At 60.8% G+C, this 23,706-nt stretch carries 23 protein-coding genes; 2 read left to right on the forward strand and 21 right to left on the reverse strand.

What is annotated here, in order from left to right; genetic code table 11:
* Window positions 1–97 precede the first annotated feature (97 nt).
* The 14 genes from hflX to ACOVRJ_RS09690 form a co-directional block, all read right to left on the reverse strand.
* On the reverse strand, window positions 98–1,372 hold the full coding sequence (hflX, locus tag ACOVRJ_RS09625) for a GTPase HflX (RefSeq protein WP_422043651.1): 1,275 nt from the start codon (window positions 1,370–1,372) through the stop codon (window positions 98–100).
* Between the two features lie 102 nt (window positions 1,373–1,474).
* Window positions 1,475–1,723 carry an RNA chaperone Hfq gene (gene hfq, locus ACOVRJ_RS09630; RefSeq protein ID WP_422043632.1) on the reverse strand — a complete coding sequence of 83 codons (249 nt, stop codon included), beginning with the start codon at window positions 1,721–1,723 and terminating at the stop codon, window positions 1,475–1,477.
* Window positions 1,724–1,821: 98 nt separating this feature from the next.
* Window positions 1,822–3,156 (reverse strand): ribosome biogenesis GTPase Der, encoded by a 1,335-nt coding sequence (gene der, locus ACOVRJ_RS09635; protein WP_422043633.1) that lies wholly within the window; start codon window positions 3,154–3,156, stop codon window positions 1,822–1,824.
* Between the two features lie 62 nt (window positions 3,157–3,218).
* Window positions 3,219–4,343 carry an outer membrane protein assembly factor BamB gene (bamB, locus tag ACOVRJ_RS09640; protein ID WP_422043634.1) on the reverse strand — a complete coding sequence of 375 codons (1,125 nt, stop codon included), beginning with the start codon at window positions 4,341–4,343 and terminating at the stop codon, window positions 3,219–3,221.
* Window positions 4,340–5,026, reverse strand: coding sequence for a YfgM family protein (locus tag ACOVRJ_RS09645; RefSeq protein ID WP_422043635.1), 687 nt, complete (start codon window positions 5,024–5,026; stop codon window positions 4,340–4,342). Before ACOVRJ_RS09645 ends, bamB begins: the two co-directional genes overlap by 4 nt.
* Before the next feature lie 57 nt (window positions 5,027–5,083).
* Window positions 5,084–6,409 carry a histidine--tRNA ligase gene (gene hisS / locus ACOVRJ_RS09650; protein ID WP_422043636.1) on the reverse strand — a complete coding sequence of 442 codons (1,326 nt, stop codon included), beginning with the start codon at window positions 6,407–6,409 and terminating at the stop codon, window positions 5,084–5,086.
* Window positions 6,410–6,421: 12 nt separating this feature from the next.
* On the reverse strand, window positions 6,422–7,702 hold the full coding sequence (gene ispG, locus ACOVRJ_RS09655) for a flavodoxin-dependent (E)-4-hydroxy-3-methylbut-2-enyl-diphosphate synthase (protein ID WP_422043637.1): 1,281 nt from the start codon (window positions 7,700–7,702) through the stop codon (window positions 6,422–6,424).
* 34 nt (window positions 7,703–7,736) lie between these two features.
* Window positions 7,737–8,717 (reverse strand): RodZ domain-containing protein, encoded by a 981-nt coding sequence (locus ACOVRJ_RS09660; protein ID WP_422043638.1) that lies wholly within the window; start codon window positions 8,715–8,717, stop codon window positions 7,737–7,739.
* 10 nt (window positions 8,718–8,727) lie between these two features.
* Complete coding sequence (gene pilW / locus ACOVRJ_RS09665) at window positions 8,728–9,579, reverse strand: type IV pilus biogenesis/stability protein PilW (RefSeq protein ID WP_422043639.1); 852 nt, start codon at window positions 9,577–9,579, stop codon at window positions 8,728–8,730.
* 24 nt (window positions 9,580–9,603) lie between these two features.
* Window positions 9,604–10,722 carry a 23S rRNA (adenine(2503)-C(2))-methyltransferase RlmN gene (gene rlmN / locus ACOVRJ_RS09670; RefSeq protein WP_422043640.1) on the reverse strand — a complete coding sequence of 373 codons (1,119 nt, stop codon included), beginning with the start codon at window positions 10,720–10,722 and terminating at the stop codon, window positions 9,604–9,606.
* A 70-nt stretch (window positions 10,723–10,792) separates the two neighbouring features.
* Window positions 10,793–11,218, reverse strand: coding sequence for a nucleoside-diphosphate kinase (gene ndk, locus ACOVRJ_RS09675; protein ID WP_263537074.1), 426 nt, complete (start codon window positions 11,216–11,218; stop codon window positions 10,793–10,795).
* A 180-nt stretch (window positions 11,219–11,398) separates the two neighbouring features.
* Window positions 11,399–13,537 (reverse strand): pseudouridine synthase, encoded by a 2,139-nt coding sequence (locus ACOVRJ_RS09680; RefSeq protein WP_422043641.1) that lies wholly within the window; start codon window positions 13,535–13,537, stop codon window positions 11,399–11,401.
* Complete coding sequence (gene scpB / locus ACOVRJ_RS09685) at window positions 13,534–14,346, reverse strand: SMC-Scp complex subunit ScpB (RefSeq protein WP_422043642.1); 813 nt, start codon at window positions 14,344–14,346, stop codon at window positions 13,534–13,536. The genes ACOVRJ_RS09680 and scpB overlap by 4 nt, the downstream gene beginning before the upstream one ends.
* 248 nt (window positions 14,347–14,594) lie before the next feature.
* Window positions 14,595–15,641 (reverse strand): RluA family pseudouridine synthase, encoded by a 1,047-nt coding sequence (locus ACOVRJ_RS09690; protein ID WP_422043643.1) that lies wholly within the window; start codon window positions 15,639–15,641, stop codon window positions 14,595–14,597.
* Window positions 15,642–15,862: 221 nt separating this feature from the next.
* On the opposite strand from ACOVRJ_RS09690, the gene ACOVRJ_RS09695 reads away from it, so the two are divergent.
* A complete protein-coding gene (locus ACOVRJ_RS09695) occupies window positions 15,863–16,621 on the forward strand; it encodes an outer membrane protein assembly factor BamD (protein ID WP_422043652.1) in 759 nt (252 codons plus the stop codon).
* Between the two features lie 50 nt (window positions 16,622–16,671).
* On the opposite strand, the gene ACOVRJ_RS09700 is transcribed toward ACOVRJ_RS09695, so the two are convergent.
* Window positions 16,672–18,642, reverse strand: coding sequence for an ATP-dependent DNA helicase (locus ACOVRJ_RS09700; RefSeq protein WP_422043653.1), 1,971 nt, complete (start codon window positions 18,640–18,642; stop codon window positions 16,672–16,674).
* Window positions 18,643–18,801: 159 nt separating this feature from the next.
* Window positions 18,802–19,005: a YdcH family protein gene (locus ACOVRJ_RS09705; protein WP_422043644.1), complete on the reverse strand. Its 204-nt coding sequence runs from the start codon at window positions 19,003–19,005 to the stop codon at window positions 18,802–18,804.
* Window positions 19,006–19,073: 68 nt separating this feature from the next.
* On the opposite strand from ACOVRJ_RS09705, the gene ACOVRJ_RS09710 reads away from it, so the two are divergent.
* Window positions 19,074–19,841, forward strand: coding sequence for a PP2C family protein-serine/threonine phosphatase (locus ACOVRJ_RS09710; RefSeq protein WP_422043645.1), 768 nt, complete (start codon window positions 19,074–19,076; stop codon window positions 19,839–19,841).
* A gap of 26 nt (window positions 19,842–19,867) precedes the next feature.
* Here ACOVRJ_RS09710 and ACOVRJ_RS09715 read toward each other — a convergent pair whose 3' ends face one another.
* The 5 genes from ACOVRJ_RS09715 to ACOVRJ_RS09735 all read right to left on the reverse strand — a co-directional run.
* On the reverse strand, window positions 19,868–20,620 hold the full coding sequence (locus tag ACOVRJ_RS09715; protein ID WP_422043646.1) for a hypothetical protein: 753 nt from the start codon (window positions 20,618–20,620) through the stop codon (window positions 19,868–19,870).
* Between the two features lie 9 nt (window positions 20,621–20,629).
* Entirely contained in the window at window positions 20,630–21,739 is a 1,110-nt protein-coding gene (zapE, locus tag ACOVRJ_RS09720; protein WP_422043647.1) for a cell division protein ZapE, read from the reverse strand.
* Between the two features lie 78 nt (window positions 21,740–21,817).
* Window positions 21,818–23,239 carry a dihydrolipoyl dehydrogenase gene (gene lpdA / locus ACOVRJ_RS09725; RefSeq protein ID WP_422043648.1) on the reverse strand — a complete coding sequence of 474 codons (1,422 nt, stop codon included), beginning with the start codon at window positions 23,237–23,239 and terminating at the stop codon, window positions 21,818–21,820.
* 22 nt (window positions 23,240–23,261) lie between these two features.
* On the reverse strand, window positions 23,262–23,591 hold the full coding sequence (locus tag ACOVRJ_RS09730) for a DMT family transporter (RefSeq protein ID WP_422043649.1): 330 nt from the start codon (window positions 23,589–23,591) through the stop codon (window positions 23,262–23,264).
* 16 nt (window positions 23,592–23,607) lie between these two features.
* Window positions 23,608–23,706 (reverse strand): 2-oxo acid dehydrogenase subunit E2 (locus ACOVRJ_RS09735; RefSeq protein ID WP_422043654.1); only part of this gene is annotated, 99 nt, incomplete at its 5' end.

The following is a 23,706-nucleotide window of genomic DNA, read 5'->3' on the forward strand; positions in this document are numbered from 1 at the left end:
AACAAAGCCAGCGCGGCCAGGGCCAGCGGTTTCAAACGACCGGCGGCCTGATTCTCGGGGCGCCGCTCGCGGCTCACTGGCTCAAAGGTATTCATGCTCATGCCTGTGTGGGGGGGATAAGCTCCGAACCCGTATCGGGTTCAGTAGCAGGGTGCTCGGGATCGAACTCCGCCTCAGCAATTGGGGGGCGTTCGGTAGATTTCAAGACAAGTCCTCGCGGATCTTCAGCATCCAATGTGGGCCTGGGCTGATTTTGCATCGCCTCGACGAGTTGCTGACGCAGCAGATCCAAACCACTGCCATCGAGTGCACTGACGAAAACACGCGGTACTCGCTGGCCGCCTCCGAGGCCGTCACCAGGTCGAGCCAGCCAGTCCATGGGTTCGCGCGGCAGCTGGGACTCTTCCAGCATGTCTTGCTTGTTGTAGACCAAGATCTGCGGAATAGATGCCGCACCGATCTCGTCCAGAACACGCTCCACTTCTAGCATCTGCTCATCCAGCACCGGTGAAGCAGCGTCGACCACATGAAGCAGCAAGTCAGCATCGGCGGCCTCCTGCAAGGTCGCGCGGAAGGCCACGACCAGCTTATGCGGCAGATCGCGAATGAAACCCACCGTGTCGGACAAGGACACACTCGCTCCGGCCTGCTCCAGATAGAGGGAGCGGGTGGTGGTATCGAGCGTGGCAAACAATTGATCCGCGGCGTAAGTTCTCGCCTTCACCAAAGCGTTGAACAGCGTGGACTTGCCCGCGTTGGTATAGCCCACCAAAGACACACGGAATACGCTGTTACGTGCACGCGCTCGCTGCTGTGTGCTGCGCTGGCGTTCGACCTTTTTCAGCTTCTCTTTGATGTTCTTGATGCGGTCGTCAATCATGCGCCGATCCAACTCGATCTGCGCTTCACCCGGGCCGCCACGCATGCCGATGCCACCGCTTTGGCGCTCCAAGTGACTCCAGCGTCGCACCAGGCGCGTGGCCAAGTACTGCAAGCGAGCCAACTCCACCTGCATCTTGCCTTCGTGACTCTTGGCCCTGGCGGCAAAAATTTCAAGGATCAGGGCGGTACGGTCTGCAACCGGCACACCCAGAACGCGCTCCAGATTGCGTTGCTGAGCCGGTGAGATGGCCTGATCAAACAAGACGGTATGGGCCTGGTGGGCCTGAACCAGCAGCTTGATCTCATCGGCCTTGCCGGAGCCGACAAACAAGGCGGCATCGGGCGCCTGCCGCCGTGCGATCACACGGGCCACAGGCGTGTCCCCGGCAGACTCGGCCAGCAAAGCCAATTCGTCGAGGGTTGGATCAAAGGTCGAAGCCGTCTTGGCCGAACGGCCAAAGTCAACACCTACCAAAATGGCGCGGGCCACCTCAGAAGGTGACTGCGCGCCATAGGAGTCTTGTGAGGATGAGGATGAGGTCAAGGTGTTTGGGTCGGGCCCAGGCCAGAGAAAAAGCGAACGGCGCGCAAATCAGGCCGCTGCGTCGTCGCCACCATCGGCGGCGTGAAAGTTCACCGCACGACCTGGGACTACCGTCGAAATGGCGTGCTTGTAAACCATCTGAGTCACGGTATTGCGCAGCAGCACCACGTACTGGTCGAAAGACTCGATCTGACCTTGCAGCTTGATGCCATTGACCAGATAAATGGACACCGGCACATGCTCTTTGCGAAGCAGGTTCAGGAAGGGGTCTTGCAGAAGTTGGCCTTTATTGCTCACGATATGCTCCGTGTTGTGAGAGGGTTTCTAAGTAACAGTTTCGACCTTAACACAGGCGGGGCCATGTGTTCGATGTAAGGTCTGTGACAGGACTCGTTTCAGTCTTTGTCGCTGAATGGGTTTTTGGAGGAGCGCATCTCGATACGCATCGGCGTGCCCACCAACTTGTAATGCGCGCGAATCCGGCCCTCCAGATAACGCTTGTAGGCCTCGGTCACACCTTCCAAAGAATTGCCATGAACAATCACCAACGGAGGGTTCATGCCGCCTTGGTGGGCGTAGCGCAACTTGGGCCGGAAGTGGCCGCTGCGTTTGGGCGTTTGGTGCTCGACCGCTTCTTGGATCAAGCGCGTCAGCACCGGCGTCGTCATCTTGCGATAGGCCGAAGAATAGGCATCCGCGAGCGCGTTCCACAACGGCCCTAGCCCCTGGCGCTTCAAGGCCGAGATGTTGTGGATAGGAGCGAACTTCAAGAAAGCTAGACGTTGCTCGATAGAGCGTTGCAACTGTTCGCGCTGGTAGCTGTCAATGGCGTCCCACTTGTTGACGGCCAACACCACGGCACGGCCACTCTCCAGGATATAGCCTGCAATATGGGCATCTTGATCCGACACGCCTTGGGTCGCATCCAGCAGCAACAAGACGACATTGGCGTCCGCAATCGCCTGCAATGTTTTCACCACCGAGAATTTCTCGATCGCCTCAAACACCTTGCCCTTACGGCGCAGACCGGCGGTATCAATCAGCTGAAACTGCTGGCCGTTGCGCTCGAATGGCACGCTGATGGCGTCTCGCGTGGTGCCAGGCATATCAAAAGCGACCAAACGCTCTTCACCCAGCCAGGTATTGATCAAAGTGCTCTTGCCCACATTGGGGCGACCGGCCACGGCCAATCGAATCACACCATCTGGCGCCTGACTCGGTTCCTCTTCCTCATCGAACTCGAAGGGCTCAAGCACGGCCTCCATCAAGCTTCGAATACCCTGACCATGGGAGGCCGAAATCGGATGTGGCTCGCCCATACCCAACTCGAAAAACTCACCCAACAAGGGAGATTCGCTCATCCCCTCGGCCTTGTTCACGCACAAAAAGATGCGTTTGCTGGCTTGGCGCAGGTATCGGGCGATGTCTGAATCCTGGGCCGACAGACCCAGACGCACATCGACCACAAAAATGACCGCATCCGCCTCGGCCACAGCCTGGCGGGTTTGCTTGGCCATCTCCTTGACGATGCCTGTCGTGCTGTCAGGCTCAAAGCCCCCAGTATCGACAACGGTGAACTCCTGATTGCCGATCCGTCCATCACCATAGTGGCGGTCACGCGTCAGGCCGGCAAAGTCCGCCACGATCGCATCGCGCGTCTTGGTGAGCCGGTTGAACAGCGTGGATTTGCCCACATTGGGGCGTCCGACGAGGGCGATGACTGGTTTCATATTGTTCTTATGCTCTCTAACGACAAAGGGTTCGTGGGCGAATTAGACGCCGATTTTCACCCTCATTCGGGGCGCATGGCGAACAAACCGCCATTGCGCGTGGCCACCAAAATGGTCTGTCCAAGTGCGACCGGCGTCGCGGCAATAGGCGAGCCATCGGTCGACAAGCGCAGCTGGGTCTTGCCAGTTTCCTTGGAAACAAAATGGACATAACCTTCAAAATCGCCCATCACCAAGGTCGTGCCCAGGCTCAAGGGCGCACTCAGCTGGCGGTTCAAAAACTGCTCGGCGGTCCATTGAACATCACCATTGGCAATGTTCCAGGCCGTCAAGCGGTCGGACGCATCAGCACCGAAGAGTTGCTTCGCATCACCTCCCACGCCCAGCTTACCGCCGGTATTGCGGCTCCAGATCAAGCTGCCCCGCTCGGCATTGACACAGCCCACGGCGGACTGGAAAGAACGCGCACAGATGACATCGCCGCTGCGCAGCATCGGCCCCACCAAATCAGCCAATCGTTCCACTTCATTGGTGCCGCGGGGATTGCCCACGCTGGCTTCCCAACGAACGCTGCCCTGCAAAGGATCAACACCGGTCAGTCGCGCGCCTTGACCCACGATCAAGGTGTCTTTGTACGCGCCAATCACGCCAGCCTGGGCCAAGGTCAAGGGTTCACCGGGGCGCCGCAAGACCCAGAGCTTGCGACCTTCTTGCGCATCAAACGCGTGGACCTGCCGATCGACGGTCAAGACAAAGACGCGTTCACCAGCGACCAGCGGCGCAGCGATGGCGGGCGTCGGCAAGGTCTTGCGCCAAAGCACCTGCCCAGCGTCCAAGAGCACCACTTCATTGTCGCGGGTCACAACAGCAGCAAAGCGACCATCGCTCCCCACCCCTGCCGACAGCTTTTTGCCCACATCGGCACGCCAGAGCGATTGACCATCGCTGGCGCGCAGAGCCTGGACCACACCATCCCCGCCGGCCACCACGAACTGCTCACCGCGTGCGGCGATGGCGAGTGGGAACTTGACACTGTCGACGCGCCCAGTCCACACCACACGGCCTGCGATCGCAGGCGTGACTTGCTCCAAGGCTGCGGGCTTGGCCGCGTTGGATGAACCGAACAAGGCGCAGCCCGACATCAGGCCACCAACCAGCAAAGCGCCAAACAGGTGCAGCAATTTCATTTCGAAGCTCCCTTGGCGGGTACTGCAGAAGCGGCCGCATCCGGCGGCGCCACACCCAAGGTGGCCAACTTGGCTTCAATCAAGCGGCGATAGTCTTGTTTGTCGCTCATTGCGGCCCAAGCCTTTTGATACTCGGCGCGAGCCAACTCGGGCTTGCTCTGCAAAATCAGCAGATCACCACGACGATCCGCCTGCAAGGCAGCGAACTCGACCGAATTGATCTTGTCCAGGGTTTTGCCGGCTTCGTCGTATTGCTTGGCGTCCATCTGCAGCGCAGCCAAACGCAAACGAGCGATCTGTCGGTACTCATCTTCGGCCGCATGATCGGCGGCCCAGGCCAAACTGGCCCGCGCTTTGTCGGCCTGACCCTTGTCAAACTGGACTTTGGCAGCCATCAAGGCGGCCTGGGCGGCGTAGCTGGTGCTGGGGTAGCGCTCTTTCAGGTCCGCAAACACTTGGCCCGCCTTGTCAGCCTCCGACGCTTGAGCGGCACGATCAAACTCGTCATACATGGCCGCGGCCTTGGTGGCTTGGTCTCGTTGCCACCAGTTCCAGCCGTTCCAAGCGGCAAAGACGGCCAGCACCACCGTGATGCTCCAGGTGATCAGATTACCCCAGCGCTTCCAGAAAGACTTCAGCTGGTCCAGTTGTTCTTGTTCTTCGAGGTCGAGATGCGAGGCCATGGATGAATGTTTCAGGAGTACTTAAAAAAGGGCGGATTCAATGATCGCAGGGCGCGATTATGCGTTGCGCAACTCAGCCGCCCAATCGGCAGCGGTCGAAATGCTCCGCAGCACCTGCTCACCACCTTCGGAACGCAAGGGCTTCACCGCCACCATGCCCTGGGCCAACTCGTCTTCACCGAAGATGAGGGCGAAGGTCGCGCCACTGGCATCCGCCTTCTTGAACTGGGATTTCATGCTGCTCTGCCCAGGGTGCAAGACCACCGACACCCCTGCCTCACGCAAGGCTTCGAGAGTGACCATGACCTGTGGCAAGCCCTGCGCAGAGGGCACGATGGCATAGGCCTGCGGCGCAGGAGCCGCCGGGATCACGCCGACTTCCTCCAGCAACAACAGCATGCGCTCGATCCCCATGCCAAAGCCAACAGCGGGCGCAGCCTTGCCGCCCAGTTGTTCGATCAAACCGTCGTAGCGTCCGCCACCACAGACCGTGCCTTGGGAACCGAGCTTGTCGGTCATCCACTCAAAGACAGTGAGGTTGTAATAGTCAAGGCCACGAACCAAGCGGGGATTGATTCGGTAGGCAATACCGGCCGCATCAAGAATGGCACGCACGCCATTGAAGTGCGCCAAGGAGGAGTCACCCAAGAAGTCCAGCAGCTTGGGGGCTGCATTGGCCATGTCTTGCAGGGCGGGGTTCTTGGTGTCCAGCACGCGCAAGGGGTTGGTGTAAAGGCGACGCTGACTGTCCTCATCGAGCAAGTCTTTGTGTTGCTCCAGGTAGGCGATCAAGGCCTCCCGGTGGGCGCGGCGCTCGGCCGCTTCGCCCAGGCAGTTCAGCTCCAAGGTGAAGTGCTCACCGTCTATCAGACCCAATTCACGCAGCAGGCGGCTGCCCATCAGGATCACTTCGGCATCCACATCAGGGCCGGCAAAGCCCAAGGCCTCAACACCCATCTGATGGAATTGCCGGTAACGACCTTTTTGCGGTTTCTCGCGGCGGAACATCGGGCCAAAGTAGTAGAGCCGGCGCCCCGATTCACGCAAAAAAGAGTGCTCGGTCATCGCGCGCACCACACCGGCCGTCATCTCCGGGCGCAGCGCCAGATGCTCGGCCTGACCGTGCTTATCGGCTCTGTCTTCGAAGGCGTACATCTCCTTCTCGACGATATCGGTCACCTCGCCGATGCCTCGCACAAACAAAGCCGTCTGCTCAACGATGGGCGTGCGCACATTTTGGTAGCCATAGCGTTGCAGCACGCTGCGCATCTTGGCTTCCAGCCATTCCCAGCGCGCCGACTCCGGCGGCAAGATGTCATTCATGCCTTTGACGGCACGCAATGGCTCGACTTTGGCGGCGCTCTTTTTTACTTCTTCTGTCATGCTGAAATCTGTTCAGGCCGACACCGGGGTGCCAAAGCGCTTTTCAATATAGTTTTCAACCAGAGTTTGGAACTCGGTCGCAATGCCGTCGCCACGCAGGGTCAAGGCCTTCTCGCCGTCGATGAACACAGGCGCTGCGGGCGCTTCACCGGTACCCGGCAGGCTGATGCCAATGTCGGCATGCTTGCTCTCACCGGGGCCGTTGACGATGCAACCCATTACCGCCACTTTCATGTTCTCCACGCCGGGATACTTGGCGCGCCAAACAGGCATTTGCTCTCGCAAAAAATCATCGATTTGCTTGGCCAGCTCCTGGAAGGTGGTACTGGTCGTGCGGCCACAGCCGGGGCAAGCCGTCACGCTGGGATTGAAAGCACGCAGGCCCAAGGACTGCAAAATCTCCAGGGCGACCGCCACCTCTTGGGTGCGGGCTTCGCCCGGCTGCGGCGTCAAGGAAACGCGAATGGTGTCGCCAATCCCTTCTTGCAAGAGGATGGACAGCGCAGTCGCGGAAGCGACCGTACCCTTGGTGCCCATGCCGGCTTCGGTCAGGCCCAGATGCAGCGGATAGTCGCAGCGTTGGGCCAAGGCGCGGTAGACCGAGATCAGATCCTGGACCCCGCTGACCTTGCAGCTGATGATGATGCTGTTGGGATCCAAACCCAACTCACGAGCATATTCGGCCGATGTGAGCGCCGATTGGATGAGCGCGCGATACATCACCTGCTGCGAATCCCAGGGCTGGGCACGCAAGGCATTCTCATCCATCATCTGAGCCAGCAATTCGGAATCCAAGCTGCCCCAATTGACGCCGATGCGCACCACCTTGTCGTAGCGAGCCGCAGCTTCAATCATCATGGCGAACTGACGATCTTTCTTGTCGCCCTTGCCGACATTGCCAGGATTGATGCGGTACTTGGACAAGGCCTGCGCCATGGCCGGAAAGTCGGTCAACAAACGGTGGCCGTTGTAATGAAAGTCGCCCACCAAGGGCGTATCGATGCCCATGCGGTCCAACTGCTCGCGGATATGCGGCACAGCCTCAGCGGCCTCGGGCGTATTGACGGTGATGCGCACCATCTCTGAACCAGCGATTGACAACTCCTTGACCTGGATGGCCGTGCCAATCACATCGACCGTGTCGGTATTGGTCATTGACTGCACCCGCACCGGTGCATCACCGCCAATGGTGACGACGCGACTCCCCCAGACCACACGTGCTTGACGTGAACGGCGCGCCGCCGGTCGGGCTGCCGCGATGGCCTGGTCCAATGTGCTGGTGGTGTCAATCATGTTTGCGCTCTTGCAGGTATCTAAAGAAAACGGCTCAATTCAACTCAAGGCGGGCCACGTTGTCGCGCGACTGCGAAGCCAAGTCGACGCTGCTGCCGCGCAAGATCAACTCGGTGCCCGCCACATTGCCAACCCGCACCTTCAGTGGCGGCAGGCCAGACAGACTCTGCACATCGCCAGGGCGCAAGAGCTTGGACAGCAAGGTCTGACCCCGCGCATCCACCACTTCCACCCACGACTCGGCATTGACCTTGACGAGCAAAGGCACGGCCCCTGCTATCGGCGTCGCTGGTAGCAGCGAGGCTGGCGCCTGGGGCGCAACGGCCGGGCTGGTGGCGCCGGTCGTTGTGACACTCGGTGTAAGGCCATTGGGGCCACCGGTCGGGACGGGGCCAGGCGCTTTGGTCGGCGCCGAGGCCGTCACCGCAGGCACAGCAGGCACATTGCCCGCAACGCTGAGCGCCACTTCACTCGCGGGCGCTTGAGCCAAAGGTGCGTCAACAAGAGTCGCCGGGACTGCGTCGACTGGGGCGGCGGAAGCTGACTCCACTTCGGCTTTCTGATTACGCTCGAAAACATCGGCCGGCAACACATAAACAAGCGCCGCCGCGGCCAACAACAAGCCAGAGCCCCAGACCACCGGACGTTTCACGAGGTCCAGGGAAAGCCCTTCGGTCCGACTGTCGCGCTCCCGATATGGCTTGTTCAAGCCTCTGGAAACATTCAACTCAGGTTCGGTGCTGCGCGGCAGCAGAGCCATCACCGGCGCGGCATCGACCTTCAAGGCACGGCACATCGCTGTCGCCAGAGCGCGTGTAAACGTCGCATCGGGCAACTCATCCAAACGATCGGCCTCCAGAGCCTCCAGCTTGCCCTGAGGTACCTTCAACATGGCCGCCAGGGCCACGATGTGCAGGCCGCGCTGCTGCCTTTGTTGTCGCAACCACGCGCCCGCCGTTTGGGCCAAAGCGGGCTCGTTCTGCAGGGGCGCAGCCTCGCTCACGATAGAAGACATGCGTTCTCCCTCACTCATCGAATCGCCCACTGTCCAAGGCCTGCAATTCGGGCGACTGCGGATACCCGCGCCGCAATAATTGCCCCAATTCGTCCACGGTCTTGGTATTGCCTAGCCGACGCTCAATGCGCAATGCCAACCAGAGACTCTGGGCATTGCTTTGCTCGGGCTGTCCATTGACGCGTTTGATGTAAAACTGAGCCCGCTGATACTGACCGTTGCGGTACAAGACCTCCGCATAGTTGACCGCAACAGCCGGGCTGCCTGGGTCGTACTCGAAGGCTTTCGCCAAGCTCTGTTCGGCTTGCGCCATACGCCCGGAGCGGGCCTCACAAACGCCACGAGCCATCAAGCTGCGCGCCGGAGCTCGGTAATTGGCTTGCGCCAAAGCTTGGTTGAAAAAAACATCGGCCTCGGCCCAGCGCTGCTGCTGACACTTCAGCCAAGCAAAGTTGTGCAAGGTGTCGGCATCATTGGGATAGAGCACCAAGGCACGCTTGAAACTGTCATCAGCCAATTTCGCTTCACCCATGGCGGCGTAGACCAGGGCCCTCAGATTGAGAGCCTCGCGCATATCAGGCTTGACCGCCAATGCCTGCTTGATTTCATCCAGGGCCGTGTTGAACTGCCCACGCGAAAAATAGCCCGCAGCCAATTCCATGCGAACCCCAGCACGTCGATCGGCTTCGGTTTGGTCGGAGTCGGTTCTGGGTGCAGAGCGCTCGCTGCCGCTGGGGGCAGCACAAGCCGCCAAAAACCCGGTCAGCACAAGCGCAAAAAGCCAAGAAGCAGAGGCGCGAGACTCGGGGATAGGCTCGGGCCGCTCGGAGTGAAGCACAGGTATGGCTTTGCGGTCGTTCATGCGGCTCGATCTCGTCGTTAGCATTCAGGTCGTCGGGTTGTTGCCTTTTACCACCACAGGTGCACGAACCATGCGCACATGGACTTGGGTTCGGTCTTGCACTTCACCCGCCAATTGGCCGCAGGCCGCATCAATATCGTCACCTCTGGTCTTGCGCACGGTGGTGACCAAGCCGGCTTTGAGCAAGACTTCAGAGAAGGCCATCACCCGCTCCCGCGAGCTGCGCTTCAAACCGGAGGCCGGGAAGGGATTGAACGGGATCAGATTGATCTTGCAGTTCACATGGCCGCGCAGCAGCGCCACCAATTCCTGCGCCTGCTCGGGCGTGTCATTGACGCCGTCCAGCATGCAGTACTCGAAGGTGATGAAGTCGCGCGGCGCTTTGTCCAAGTAGCGATTGCAGGCGTCCAGCAACTCGGCAATCGGATACTTTTTGTTCAAGGGCACCAATTGGTCGCGCAACGGGTCGGTCGGCGCGTGAAGCGACACGGCCAGGGCCACCGGGCAATCGTCGCGCAAGCGGTCGATCATCGGCACCACGCCGGAGGTCGAGACGGTGACTCGGCGGCGCGACATGCCGTAGCCGTGGTCATCCAGCATCATGCGCAGCGCCGGCACCAAGGCGTTGTAGTTCTGCAGCGGTTCGCCCATGCCCATCATCACCACATTGGAGATGACGCGCTCGCTGCTGCCGAATTTTCTTCGCAAGGTGTGCTCAGCAAACCAGAGCTGGGCGATGATTTCCCAGGTCTCCAGATTGCGACTGAATCCTTGATGTCCAGTGGAGCAAAACCGGCAGCCCACGGCACAACCGGCCTGGCTGGAAATACACAGGGTGCCGCGGTCGGTCTCGGGTATGAACACCGCCTCGACCGCATTGCCCGCGCCCACGTCAAACAGCCACTTGACCGTGCCGTCGGCGGAAAGATGTTCGGAAATGACCGGCAGCGCTTTGATATACGCCCGGGAGGCCAATTTGTCGCGCAGCGACTTGGCCAGGTCACTCATCTGATCGAAATCAGCGGCGCCTTTTTGATGAATCCAACGAAACAGCTGAGTGGCGCGAAAGCGCTTCTCACCCAGCTGTTCGCAGTACGCGGCCAGGCCCTCTAGATCAAAACCGAGCAGGTTGACCGCGTCCATTTTTGTCGTCCTCTTGCTGATCAGGCCTCAAGGCCTGAGAGCACAAGAGGCAAAACATAAACAGTCCGAATTAACGGCTGTAAACGTTCATGCCGGGGAAGAAGAATGCCACTTCAACAGCGGCAGTCTCAGCGGCGTCGGAACCGTGCACGGCGTTGGCGTCGATGCTGTCGGCGAAGTCAGCACGGATGGTGCCCTTCTCGGCCTTCTTAGGATCGGTGGCGCCCATCAGGTCACGGTGCTTCAGGATGGCGTTCTCGCCTTCCAGAGCGGTGATCACCACGGGGCCGGAGATCATGAAGTTCACCAGGTCGTTGAAGAAGGGGCGAGCCTTGTGCACGGCATAGAAAGCTTCGGCTTCGCCGCGCGACAGATGAGTCATCTTGGCAGCGACGATCTTCAGACCAGCGCCTTCGAAGCGGGCGTAGATCTGGCCGATGACATTCTTAGCCACGGCATCGGGCTTGATGATGGAAAGGGTGCGTTCGATAGCCATGGTCATTTCTCCTGAAATCTAGGGCTTGGCAAAACCAAGAATTGTACTGTGTGCGGGTGTCAGGGTCATGTGTGAGGACTTGCAAATGCCTCACCAAAACTCGTTGACCCTTTGCTTAGCGGTTCGGCGGCGCGCGAACCGAAGATTCGCCCTGCGCCGAACGCAAGTCAAACGACCACTTCAGCGGCTTCTGCCACCGTAGCCGCCACCGGAGCGGCCGCCCCCCCCACCGCCGCCACCTTGCCCGCCACGGCCACCGCCACCACCACGACCACCACGGCGCACGAAGGCATCAGCGCCGATATAGCCCACCGAGGTCTGCAGCGGATCGGGCTGGCGCGGGCCATCGCCCTTGCCGCCTTGCGAACGCCCACGGCCTCCGCCTTGCCCGCGGTCAGGCCCGCTGCCACCGGCACCAAAGCCCGCAGGAATACCACGACCCTTGCCGGCGAAACGGCGATCGAAGGTCTGCTCCAGCGGGTTGATATTGCGCGGGATCACGTCATCGAAATCGTCGTCACCACGATCGTAGGGGCGGTCGTTGGATCGATCAATTGATCGGTCATTCGGGCGATCATTGCCACGATCCTGACCCCGCGATTGCGGGCGGTCATTGCGCTCGGCACGATCCGGGCGCTCAGGAGCTCGGCTAGGCCGGGGTCCGACGCCAGCTTGGCGACCATCGGCGCGTCGGCCACGATTGCGGTCGCCGCGGTCATTGCCGCGATCGCCGCCTCGATCCGCACCGCGTTCACCGCCGCGGGCATTGCGATCCACGCCACGGTCACCTCGCTCGCCACGCTCCCCACGGTCATCGCGACCACCACGCGCCTGGTCGCCACCAGCCAAGCGACGGATGATGCGCACATCATCCTCACCCAACTCGATCCAAACGCAACGCTTCAGGCCACGCGGCAACACGACGGTGCCGTAGCGAATTCGGATCAAGCGACTGACGGTCAGGCCCATCGAGTCAAACAGCTTGCGCACCTCGCGATTGCGACCTTCGGTGATGACCACGCGGTACCAGCGGTTGATGCCTTCGCCGCCGCCTTCTTCGATGCTCTTGAACGCTGCCTTCTGGCCCTCGATCATCACACCATCCAACAAGCGCGCCTTCTGATCGGCAGCCAGCGTTCCCAATACACGCACCGCGTATTCACGCTCCACGCCAAAGCGCGGATGCATCAGCTGATTCGCCAACTCACCCGAGTTGGTGAACAGCAGCAAGCCTTCGGTATTCATGTCCAAACGACCCACCGCCTGCCACTTCCCCTGCTGCAAACGCGGCAAATGCCGGAACACGGTCGGGCGGCCTTCGGGATCATTGAAGGTCACCACTTCGCCTGCGGGTTTGTGATAGGCCAGGATGCGCGGCGCTGGCGGCGAAATCCGCACGCGGATCGGCTTGCCCGCCACGCGCACCTGATCGCCAAAGGAAATGCGCTGGCCGATATGGGCCACTTCGCCATTCACCTCGATCTTGCCTTCGGCAATCATGTCCTCAATGTCGCGGCGTGAGCCGACGCCCGCTTGGGCCAAGACCTTCTGCAACTTGGGCGCATCCGGCTCAGGCGCCAAGACACGCTTGGTATCGCCTTCTTCAGACGATTCGCCAGCAGGCTCGACCAATTCCTCATCGTCAGCATCGAAGTCACCCGCCAACACTTCGGCAAATCGCTCGCCAACCGCCACCAGCACTTCGGGCGCCGGCGCCGCTTGTTCAGCGACCGGACGCGGTGCGCGCTCCTCGCCACCGTCCGCAAAATCCTTGCGACCACGACGGCGATTGCGATTGCGATTGCGGCCCGAGCGTTCTTGGCCTTCGCCTGCTCGATCGTCTGGCGATGACTCGGAAGCCCCTTCAGAGTCACTTGCCGATTCCACCGACTGAGCATCGCTAGGCGCTGGCGCAGCAGACTCAATCACCTCGGGCGCCAGCGTAAACAAGGGCACCTGCTCGGTGGCCGGGGACTCCGCTGCCACTTTTTCAGCCGCTGTTTTGCGCGGCGCACGGCGCTTTGGAGCCACAGGCGCTTCGGCTGCCATCGCTGACTCGGCTTGAATCGCTGGCGCCGTCGCTGACGCAGATGCACCCTCTTCCACAGCACTCTCGACCTCAGACTTCTTGGCCGCCGTCTTGCGCGGGGCGCGCGGCTTCACCGCCTTGACCTCGGCCACGGCATCCGCCGCATTGGCAGCATCTGCCTTCGGCTTGGCCGGCGCGCGCTTGCGCTTGGGCGCCGCCTCGGCGGGCGCCTCGTTCAAAGAAGCACCGGATTGGGCTTGGGCGTCGGGGTCAATATCGTTTGAATTCATGCGTTGGTTTGCACCTGTTCGGCGGCGTCAGACAAAGGATCCGGCTCGGCCGGAACGGATACGCCTGCATCGCTGACGATAGGCGCTTGAAAAGATTCGGTAGAAATTTCGCTGGAAGATGATTGAAGCTCGACGCCTTCACCCAGCGTTGATGAAGACTCCATGAAGACGGGATCCAGACCCAACTCCAAGTTTGATTTTTGAGAGTCTTGCACCTCTTCAGGCTCAATCAAGACCCCTTGCAAGCCTGCAGCATCGGCTTGTGCCGAGGCCTCGGCCAAAGCCTGCGCAGGCGCCACACCGAACTCCAGTGCCGGCAACTGCTCAAGACTGTTCAGACCCAGATCGTCGAGGAACTGACGGGTGGTGGCGTACAGCGCCGGACGACCCGGTGCCTCGCGATGACCAATCACATCAATCCAACCACGATCTTCCAATTGCTTGACGATCTGGGTCGAGACCACAACGCCTCGAATGTCCTCGATATCACCCCGCGTCACCGGCTGGCGGTAGGCAATGATGGCCAAGGTCTCCATCACCGCCCGCGAGTAACGCTGCGGCTTCTCGGGGTGCAGTCGATCCAAATACTCTCGCAACTCGGGTCGACTTTGAAAGCGCCAGCCCGAAGCCACCGCCACCAACTCAACGCCGCGACCTTCCCAGTCTCGGGTCAACTCATCCAAGACGCTGCGCAAAGTATCTGGCCCGACTGCATCGGCAAACAGGCTACGCATTTCGCGCAGGGTCAAAGGCTGCTGGGCGCAAATCAGCGCGGTCTCGAGGACGCGCTTAGCATCCTGTGTGTTCATTGACTTTCGTCATTTGTCCCGATTCAAGCGGGTGTTTTGCAATCCAGACCTCTGGAGCTGACCTGGGCCACCCGGCACTGCCGAGCGAGCAACTGTCTAGGGCTTGAGAGGCGGGAGGGTTGTGCGGCAGGGCGGACTCACTTCATGTCCAAACACCACCTGCACAGTGGGCTTGATGCGCGCCCACCGGGCTGAAACTGCGATCCGTCGTGCGACTGCACCATCAAGCAAGCCTTATTGTAGCCTGCTCAATCGCTCAAAACCGGCAGGCACGGCGCCTCCAGCCCCAGCAAAGCCCAGGCAGATGCCAAATCCTGTGGCAAAGACGCGTCAAATTGGAGTGCCTGGCCGCTGATGGGGTGCTGGAAAGACAGGCGGGCCGCATGCAAAGCCTGGCGAGTCAAGCCCAAGGCCGGCACACCGCCGTACAAGGCATCCGCCACCAAGGGATAGCCTTTGTAGGCCAGATGGACACGGATTTGATGGGTGCGCCCGCTGTGCAAGACACAGTGCACCGCGCTGATGCTGCGCACGCCCTGCTCGCCCACCCCCAGCAAATAGACGTCGGTCCGCGAGGGCTTGCCGGTGGCCAACACCGCCATCTTGACGCGCGAGATCAGGTCACGCCGCAGAGGCGCATCGACAGTCATTTCTTCCGGCACGCGACCAAAGGCCAGCGCCACATACTCGCGATGCACCTCGCGGGCGGCGATCATGCGGGTCAAGGCAGTCACGGCCTCTCGGCTCTTGCCCACCATCATCAAGCCGCTGGTGTCCTTATCCAGCCGGTGCACGATGCCGGCGCGCGGCAAGCTGGCCGCAGCGGGGTGATGCGCGAGCAAGCCATTCATGACGGTGCCCGACCAGTTGCCCGACGCCGGGTGCACCACCATGCCGGCGACCTTGTTGAGCACCAAGAGATGCTCGTCTTCATAGACGATGTCCAAGTCCAGCACTTCGGCGCGGAAGGCCTGGCTTTCGGCCGTGGGCTGCAACTCGATGCGCATGTTCTGCCCGGCCTGCAACTTGCGCGAGGCACTGCTGGCCACCGCGCCATTGATGCTGACGCAGCCGCGCTCGATCAGACTTTGCAAATGGTTGCGAGAGAACTCTGGCGCCAGATGAACCAACCAACGATCCAGCCGTTTGCCGTGCCATTCGGCATCGACCTGCGCCTCTCGCACCTCCGGCTCATCGGACTCAGTCCCCGCTTCCAGCGACTCTGCTTCGACAGACCATTCATCATCCCCAACCGTCGGGTCGATGGGCTCAATAACAGGCAGGGCCTGAACCATATAATCAAAGCTCCGTCTTCAGCGTAAACAGCAGAATCAAAGGCAAGGTCAGCGCCACGCGCAACCCCTGCCGAGATCAAGGAATCATGATAGAAAAAAGCGTGGAACGCCACCCGTCAGCAGCGCCGCAAGCCCAGCTTGCCGCGCCTTCGGGCCTCGGCCGGGATTTGTCCCACAAGAGTTCGCGCCGCTCCGGCTGGGTATTCGGAGCTGCAGCCGTGATGGCCTTGACGCTGGCAGCCTGCTCTTCCAATCCCAAGGATGATCCGAGTTCGCAGGCCAATCTGAACAAATTGTACGCAGAGGCCAAAGAAGACCTGTCCTCAGGCGCTTTTGACCGAGCCATCAAATCGTTGGAACGCATCGAAGGACGCGCCGCCGGCACGGTGATGGGTCAGCAAGCGCAACTGGATCTCGCCTGGGCCTACCACCGCACCGGTGAGCGTGCCCAAGCGGTGACCACCCTGGATCGGTTCATCAAGCTCAATCCGTCCAGCCCCGCGCTGGACTATGCGGTCTACATGAAGGGCTTGGTCAACTTCAACGAAGACCTGGGGCTGTTCGGGCGCCTCGCAAGCCAAGACATTTCGGAGCGTGATCAGCAGGCGTCTCGTGATGCCTTGCTGTCTTTCCGTCAGGTGCTGGAGCAATTCCCGGATTCGCGCTACGCCCCAGACGCGAAGCTGCGGGTCGACTACATCACCAACACACTCGCGACCTATGAGGTGCATGTCGCGCGCTACTACTACAACCGTGGCGCTTATGTCGCGGCAGCCAATCGTGCCCAGATGGCCACGGTGGAGTTTCAGTATGCCCCTGCCGTTGAGGACGCACTTCACATCATGGCGCAGAGCTACGACAAGCTCGGCCTGATTCCGTTGCGCGATGACGCCCAACGCGTGCTGAAGCAAAGCTTCCCCAACAGCGCCTATGTGGTCGGCAACGCCACTGGCAAGAAGTCGTGGTGGCAGCTGTGGTGAAGCCCACCCGCTGAACCTCAAAAAAAGCGCGTCGTACTCACGCGCTTTTTTTACGCCTGCTCGCTGCGCATCTCGGCCAGCAGCGCCAGCCAATCCAAGGCCTCAGACTCTTCGGCCAAACGTGTCATCGGCGGCAAAGCGGCACGCAAACGCCGGCCGTAGTTCATGCCTGCCATGCGCGGATCACACACCACCAACAAGCCCCGATCTTCTTCGGTACGGATCAAGCGCCCGCCGCCCTGCTTCAAGGCAATCGCCGCTTCGGCAATGAAGTAATGCGCGAAGGCATTGCGCCCCGAGGCTTCGAGTCGCTTGACTCGCGCCTCCACCAAGGGATCATTCGGCGGCGGGAACGGCAGCTTGTCGATCAAGACACACTGCAAGCCTTCCCCGGGCACATCGATACCCTCCCAAAAACTGGCCGACCCGACCAAAACGGCACGCGGATCATCCAGGAACTGCTGCAACAACACCCGCTTTGGCGCTGCCCCTTGTTGCAGAACCATCAATGCGTCACCGGCTTCTTCAAACTCGCGCCTCAGACCCTCACCGATGCTTTGCAAAGCCCTCAAGGTGGTGGTCAAAACAAAGGTGCGCCCCCCCAAGGTGCGCGCGCAGCGCGCAGCCAGTGCCGCGACCTGCTCAGGATGATCGGGCTCACTGGGCTTGGGAAAGCTGCGAGGAATGTACAGACGGGCGTTCTCGGCGTAGTTGAAGGGGCTGCCGACTCTCAGCACCGTTGCACCATCGAGCCCCGCAGGCTCGGTAAACCAACTCAGCCGATCGTCATCACCCAAGGTCGCCGAGGTAAAGATCCAAGCCTTGGGCGGGCCTGCCAATTGCTCCTTCATCGATTCGCGAATGTCCAGTGGTGACTCGATCAGTCGCGCCTGATGCGGACTCAAATCGATCCAGCGCACATCGGCATCGTCGGGCGTGGCGGCGAACACCTGGGCCAAGCGACTCAGCTCAAGCGCTCGCTCATGCAGGCGCACAAAATCCGGTGAGGTCTCTGTGACCGTGGCCAGCATCTCGGCAGCTGACTGCGCGACCTCCGCCACATCGTCCAGCGCTTTGTCAAAACCTGGGCGATGGGCCCGCTCATTCCAGGCCAACTTGAGGATGCCGCGCACCTCGCGCATCGGACCGGCGCAGACCAGGCGCAACTCGCGCGCGGCACGCTCCAGACGCAAATGAAGATCCTGCCAATCCTGCAGGCCACGCGCCTGCGCGAGCCCGAGCCCCAGCACATCGCGCGCGAAGTCCAGAATCTGCGCGCTCCCCAGCATGGTGCCGAGAAACTGCACCCCGGCCTCGGCCAACTGGTGCGCCTCGTCAAACACCGCCAAGTCCACGCTGGGCAGCAACTCGGCCACGCCGCTGTCGCGCAGCGTCATGTCCGCGAAAAACAGATGGTGATTGACCACCACCACATCGGCCTCCATGGCCTCGCGACGCGCCCTCACCACATGACAGGCACGGAACTCCGGGCATTCGCTGCCCAGGCAGTTGTCACGCGATGAAGTCACCAAAGGAATCACTGGTGAGCGCTCATCCAAGCCGTCCATCTCGGCCAAATCGCCGCTCTTGGTTTGCTGCGCCCAAATCTCCACGCGCGACAGCGCCATCACCGAGCGGCGATCCGGCAACTCGGCACTGTGCCGCGCCTGCTGCATCCGATGAAGACACAAGTAACTGCTGCGCCCCTTCAGCAAGGCCACCCGCACCGGCACCTGCAGGGCCGAGCACAGGCGCGGCAAATCCCGCATGAAGAGCTGATCCTGCAGATTCTTGGTTGCCGTGCTGATCAAGGCGCGGCCGCCTGACAACAAGGCCGGCACCAAGTACGCAAAGGTTTTGCCGACGCCGGTACCCGCCTCGACCACCAGCGTTTCGCGCTTGGCGATGGCATGGGCTACCGCCTGACTCATCGCCAACTGTGGCTCCCGGGGACGATAGCCGGCATCACTGCGCGCCAACGGTCCGCCTTCGTCAAAGGCTGCGGCTACCCATTGCTCCAACTCGCTCGCGACTGCGGCCTGGGGCGCGGGCTCGGCTTCGAAGGCGGCAATCCACTCGTCGCTGAATTCGTCAATCGGGGGCGAATCGTTTGAAGTCAAAGCGGCGACATTGGCAAATGGTTCAGGAACAAGAGGCGAGGCGCAAACGCAATCAGCCATTCAGGCCAGATCATCCGGCTCACAGGCTTGCTCGAGTCGGACAATCAGATCTCGCAAACCAAGCCTGCGCTTCTTCAAGCGACGCAAGCTCAGTTCATCGACCGGCTGTTCCTGGGCCACGCGGTCGATCAAGACATCCAAATCGGCGTGTTCCATCCGCAGTTCAATCAAACGACGCGGCAGTGAGTGAAGTTGTTCATCCATAGTGGCCCCAGCCAGGAGGATGGGCTGCAGTTTCGGGATTATAGTTTTGAGGAACTTCCAGGCCTCCCATGACTCGCACCCCCACAGGCTTTCGCCTGAGCGCCGCCACTGGCACCCACCGCGGTGACCGGCTCTACCAACAAGACCAAGTAGAGATACTCACCCACGCACGCTTCAGCAATTGCTTGCTGGCCATGGTGGCTGATGGCATGGGAGGCAAGAGTGGCGGCCGCAAGGCAGCCGACCAGGTGCTGCTGACCGGGCAACAGTTGTTTGAGCGTTTTGTTCCCAACGAGGAAAAGCCCGAAGATTTTTTGCAGCAGATCGTCTCCGAAGCGCATCTGATGATTCGGCTCACCGCGCTCTCTGCAGAAGAAGAGCCGCACAGCACCGTCGCTGCCTTTCTGATTGGCGCCGACCGTCGCTGCCACTGGATTCACTCCGGCGACTCACGCATCTACCAATTCCGCGGCCCCAATATGATCAAGCGCACGCTGGATCATTCCTATGTGCAGAAACTGGTCGATGAGGGCCAGATCAGCGAGGAAGAAGCCGCCACCCATCCTCAATCCAATCTGCTGACCGGATGTTTGGGTACCGTGCAAGAGCCCAGCTTTACCCAAGCCGTCATTGAGGATTTGCAAGCGGGCGACACCTTGATGAGCTGCAGCGATGGCCTGTGGCACTACTTCACCCCCTCAGAGCTGGGCACCGTCTTGCACAGCCTCCCGCCGCGCGAAGCCGCCGAACTGCTGATCAGCAAAGCCAGGCAGCGCGCACGCGGCGGTGGCGACAACCTCTCTTTGGCCATTGTTCAGGTGCAAGCCCTGAGCTAAGCCCAACAACGGAGGCGCAGCCTCGACTAGCGCAAAGGGGCAGAGGCTGGCGCCTTAGGTGCAGACCCGCCCGCCTTGCCGGCAGCGGCAATGTCTGCGGCACTCGGGATTGGCAAGGTCAACGCTGGTTTTTTGCTCTTGAGCTCGGCCTCGCGCTGTACTTGACGCTCGCGCGCTTCTCGCTGGTGTTGCGCCTGCCGGCGCTCGAAAGCTTGCTTTTGGGCCAGTCGTCGCTGCGCCTCTTGTTCGGCCAGCAAGTGCTTGGCCTTTTGCGACTGAGCCAAGTCTTGCGCCGAGGGCTTGGGTTTGATGGCCTCCGGCTCCGGCCGCGCTTCACTGTCCTCAATCACTCGGCGGGCCCGACGCTGTTCGGCCAACAGCTCGGCAGTACGCCGCTGGGCCTCCTGCGCCGCGGCTTCACGCTCGCGTTCGATGACCCGTAGGCGCTGCGCCTCGGCTCGTTCACGACGCTCGAGTTTGTCAATCTCCTGCTCACGAGCCACGACTGGCGCCAAGGCCTGCTTGCGTTGAACGCGCGCGCGCTCCAAGCAGTCATTGACCGCAAAACGCTGCTCACACAACAGAGATTCGGCATTGAAACGCTGATCCAAGTCGGCACGTTGCTGCGACAGTTTCTGCAACTCCAGCTGACGCTCCAACTGGACGGAGTCTGCTGGCCCAGCCATCGCGCTGCCAACCAGCGTCCAGCTCAGGGCCATCAAGCCAAGGCCGAAGAACCGTTGCGCGCTCCGTCCCCGATCAAAAAAGTAGGCGGCCATAGCGTCTCGTCAAGTCAGCGAGGTATCGACATCACGACGCTCCAGCGCCAGGTACTCGGTGGACTGCATTTCCTGCAGCCTTGACACGGTACGCGGGAACTCATGCGACAAAGGGCCATCGGTGTAGAGCCGCTCCGGCGGCACCGCGGCCGAGATGATCAACTTGACGCGGCGGTCATACAAGACATCCACCAACCAAGTGAAACGCCTGGCCTCACTCGACAAGCGCGGCGGCATCTCAGGCACGTCAGACAGCAGCACAGTGTGAAACTGCGTGGCCAGCTCCAGATAGTCGTTCTGCGAGCGGGGCCCCCCGCACAGATCCTTGAAATTGAACCAAACCACCCCGCCTGCACGGCGCCGGGCTCGGATTTGGCGCTGCTCGATCTGCAGCAAGGGGTTTTCCTCTCGGGCCTCCGCCAACGCATTGAAGGCATCGGTCATGGCCTGATCGGCCGCCTCGCTGAGTGGCTGGTGATAAAGGGCCACATGGTCCAGCGTGCGACGCCGGTAGTCGAAGCCGTTGTCGACGTTGATAACCTCGAGCTTTTCCTTCAGCAACTCAATGGCGGGCAAGATGCGGTCGCGGTGCAAGCCGTTGGGATACAGGCCATCGGGTTCGAAGTTCGAGGTGGTAATGATGCTGACGCGGTTCTTGAACATCGCATCCAAGAGGCGATGAAGAATCATCGCGTCGGTGACATCGGCCACATGGAATTCGTCGAAGCAAATCAGGCGAAAGCGCTTAGCCATGCGCTTGCCCAATTCCTCCAGCGGATCGGCAATGCCCTTAAGATCCTGCAACTCGCGGTGCACTTCGCGCATGAATTCATGGAAGTGCAAACGCGTCTTGCGGGTCAAAGGCACGGCCTGGAAAAAGCAGTCCATCAAAAAGCTCTTGCCACGACCAACGCCGCCATACATGTACACGCCACGCGGCAAGGGTGGGCGCACCAGCAGCTTGGTCACCGCATTGCTGCGCCGGGCTTTGTAATCGGCCCATTCATCTTGGCAGCGCTGCAAGGCGGCCACCGCACGCAGCTGCGCGGGGTCTGCGGTGTAGCCGCGCTCCGCCAAGGTCTGCTGGTACAACTCGGTCACTGAAGTCACTGCACTCATTCGCGCTCTTGCTCGATCTCAAATGAAAAAGGGCGACCGATTCGCCGCCCTTTCCTCAACTCAGGGCCTGGGGCCCGTTCAGAAGTTCAAAGTACGCTTGTCCACGGCCAACGCCGCTTCCTTGGTCGCTTCGGACAGCGATGGGTGAGCGTGGCAGATGCGCGCGATGTCTTCGGCCGAGGCCTTGAACTCCATCGCGACCACGGCTTCAGAGATCAACTCCGAAGCGAAGGGGCCGATGATGTGCACGCCCAGGATTTCATCGGTCGTGGCGTCAGCCAAGAACTTGACGAAACCATTGGTGTCACCCAGCGCGCGCGCGCGGCCATTGGCCATGAAGGGGAACTGACCGGCCTTGTAAGCCACGCCATCCGCCTTCAGCTGCTGCTCGGTGCGACCGACCCATGCGATCTCAGGGCTGGTGTAGATCACCCAAGGAATGGTGTTGAAGTTGACATGACCGTGTTGACCGGCAATGCGCTCGGCCACGGCAACGCCTTCTTCCTCGGCCTTGTGCGCCAGCATCGGGCCGCGCACCACATCGCCCACCGCCCAGACGTTCGGCAGATTGGTCTTGCAGTCGCCGTCCACCTCGATGGCGCCGCGCTCGTCCAACTTCAGGCCCACCGCTTCGACATTCAAGCCGATGGTGTTGGGCACGCGGCCGATCGAAATGATCAGCTTGTCGAACTCAGCCTTTTGCTCGGCGCCCTTGGCGTCGGCATAAGTGACGGTGACGCTCTTCTTCGTCGCCTTGACTTCGCCTATCTTCACGCCCAGCTCGATCTTCAGGCCCTGCTTCTTGAACAGCTTGGCGGCTTCCTTGGCCACGCCTTCGTCGACTGCGCCGAGGAAGGTCGGCAGACCTTCCAGCACCGTGACATCAGCACCCAGGCGACGCCAGACAGAACCCATTTCCAGGCCGATCACGCCGGAGCCAATCACGCCTAGCTTCTTCGGCACTTCGGCGATGCGCAGGGCACCGTCGTTGGAGAGGATCATCTCTTCGTCAAACGCTGCGCCGGGCAGCTGACGGGCGTTCGAGCCGGTCGCCAGAATCACATGCTTGGCCAGCACGACTTCCTCGCCGGCCTTGATCTCGTACAGACCATCCTTGGCGGCGACAAAGGAGCCGCGGCCATGGAAGAACGTGACCTTGTTCTTCTTGAACAGATACAAGATGCCATCGTTGTTCTGCTTCACCACTGTGTCTTTGCGACCCAGCATCTTGGCCACATCGATCTTGACGTTATCGGCCGAGATGCCGTGTTCGGCAAAGTGATGGTTGGCGTGGTCGAAATGCTCCGACGATTGCAGCAGGGCCTTGGAAGGAATGCAGCCGACGTTGGTGCAGGTGCCGCCCGGTGCGGGGCCGCCCTTCTCGTTTTTCCACTCGTCGATACAAGCGGTGTTGAAGCCCAATTGGGCTGCACGAATCGCGGCGATATAACCGCCGGGGCCGCCACCGATCACGACGACGTCAAATTGTTTTGTGCTCATCAAATGCTCCTGCGCCCACGCTTCAGTGGGCGAGCTTGAGGGTGATAACGCCGCCGACGATCATCGCCACGCCGAGGAATCTCCACAGCGTGGCGGCATCGCCAAAGAACATCACCCCGATCAAAAAAGTGCCGGCGCCGCCGATACCCGTCCAGACGGCATAGGCCGTGCCGATGGGAATCTCACGCTGCGCCATCCAGAGTAGCCAACCACTCACACCCATGGACACCACGGCCGCCACGATGCCGATGATCCGGTACTCCGCTTGCTGAGACAGCTTGAAGCCCAGCGGCCAGCCGATCTCGCAGACACCGGCCAGCAGCAGGTAGACCCAGGCCATGGTTTGAGTCATTGCGCGGTCGACAGATTTAGATGTCGAACAGCAGGCGAGCTGGATCTTCCAGCGCTTCCTTCATGGTCACCAGACCCAGCACGGCTTCGCGGCCGTCGATGATGCGGTGGTCATA

It is taken from the genome of Roseateles sp. (assembly GCF_049240545.1).
Classification (GTDB): domain Bacteria; phylum Pseudomonadota; class Gammaproteobacteria; order Burkholderiales; family Burkholderiaceae_C; genus Paucibacter_A.

Coding starts and splice junctions, on each gene's coding strand:
- der (WP_422043633.1), bottom strand. CDS start 3,156: ATGAAACCAGTCATCGCCCTCGTCGGACGCCCCAATGTGGGCAAATCC.
- bamB (WP_422043634.1), bottom strand. CDS start 4,343: ATGAAATTGCTGCACCTGTTTGGCGCTTTGCTGGTTGGTGGCCTGATG.
- ACOVRJ_RS09645 (WP_422043635.1), bottom strand. CDS start 5,026: ATGGCCTCGCATCTCGACCTCGAAGAACAAGAACAACTGGACCAGCTG.
- hisS (WP_422043636.1), bottom strand. CDS start 6,409: ATGACAGAAGAAGTAAAAAAGAGCGCCGCCAAAGTCGAGCCATTGCGT.
- ispG (WP_422043637.1), bottom strand. CDS start 7,702: ATGATTGACACCACCAGCACATTGGACCAGGCCATCGCGGCAGCCCGA.
- ACOVRJ_RS09660 (WP_422043638.1), bottom strand. CDS start 8,717: ATGTCTTCTATCGTGAGCGAGGCTGCGCCCCTGCAGAACGAGCCCGCT.
- pilW (WP_422043639.1), bottom strand. CDS start 9,579: ATGAACGACCGCAAAGCCATACCTGTGCTTCACTCCGAGCGGCCCGAG.
- rlmN (WP_422043640.1), bottom strand. CDS start 10,722: ATGGACGCGGTCAACCTGCTCGGTTTTGATCTAGAGGGCCTGGCCGCG.
- ndk (WP_263537074.1), bottom strand. CDS start 11,218: ATGGCTATCGAACGCACCCTTTCCATCATCAAGCCCGATGCCGTGGCT.
- ACOVRJ_RS09680 (WP_422043641.1), bottom strand. CDS start 13,537: ATGAATTCAAACGATATTGACCCCGACGCCCAAGCCCAATCCGGTGCT.
- scpB (WP_422043642.1), bottom strand. CDS start 14,346: ATGAACACACAGGATGCTAAGCGCGTCCTCGAGACCGCGCTGATTTGC.
- ACOVRJ_RS09690 (WP_422043643.1), bottom strand. CDS start 15,641: ATGGTTCAGGCCCTGCCTGTTATTGAGCCCATCGACCCGACGGTTGGG.
- ACOVRJ_RS09695 (WP_422043652.1), top strand. CDS start 15,863: ATGGCCTTGACGCTGGCAGCCTGCTCTTCCAATCCCAAGGATGATCCG.
- ACOVRJ_RS09705 (WP_422043644.1), bottom strand. CDS start 19,005: ATGGATGAACAACTTCACTCACTGCCGCGTCGTTTGATTGAACTGCGG.
- ACOVRJ_RS09710 (WP_422043645.1), top strand. CDS start 19,074: ATGACTCGCACCCCCACAGGCTTTCGCCTGAGCGCCGCCACTGGCACC.
- ACOVRJ_RS09715 (WP_422043646.1), bottom strand. CDS start 20,620: ATGGCCGCCTACTTTTTTGATCGGGGACGGAGCGCGCAACGGTTCTTC.
- zapE (WP_422043647.1), bottom strand. CDS start 21,739: ATGAGTGCAGTGACTTCAGTGACCGAGTTGTACCAGCAGACCTTGGCG.
- lpdA (WP_422043648.1), bottom strand. CDS start 23,239: ATGAGCACAAAACAATTTGACGTCGTCGTGATCGGTGGCGGCCCCGGC.
- ACOVRJ_RS09730 (WP_422043649.1), bottom strand. CDS start 23,591: ATGACTCAAACCATGGCCTGGGTCTACCTGCTGCTGGCCGGTGTCTGC.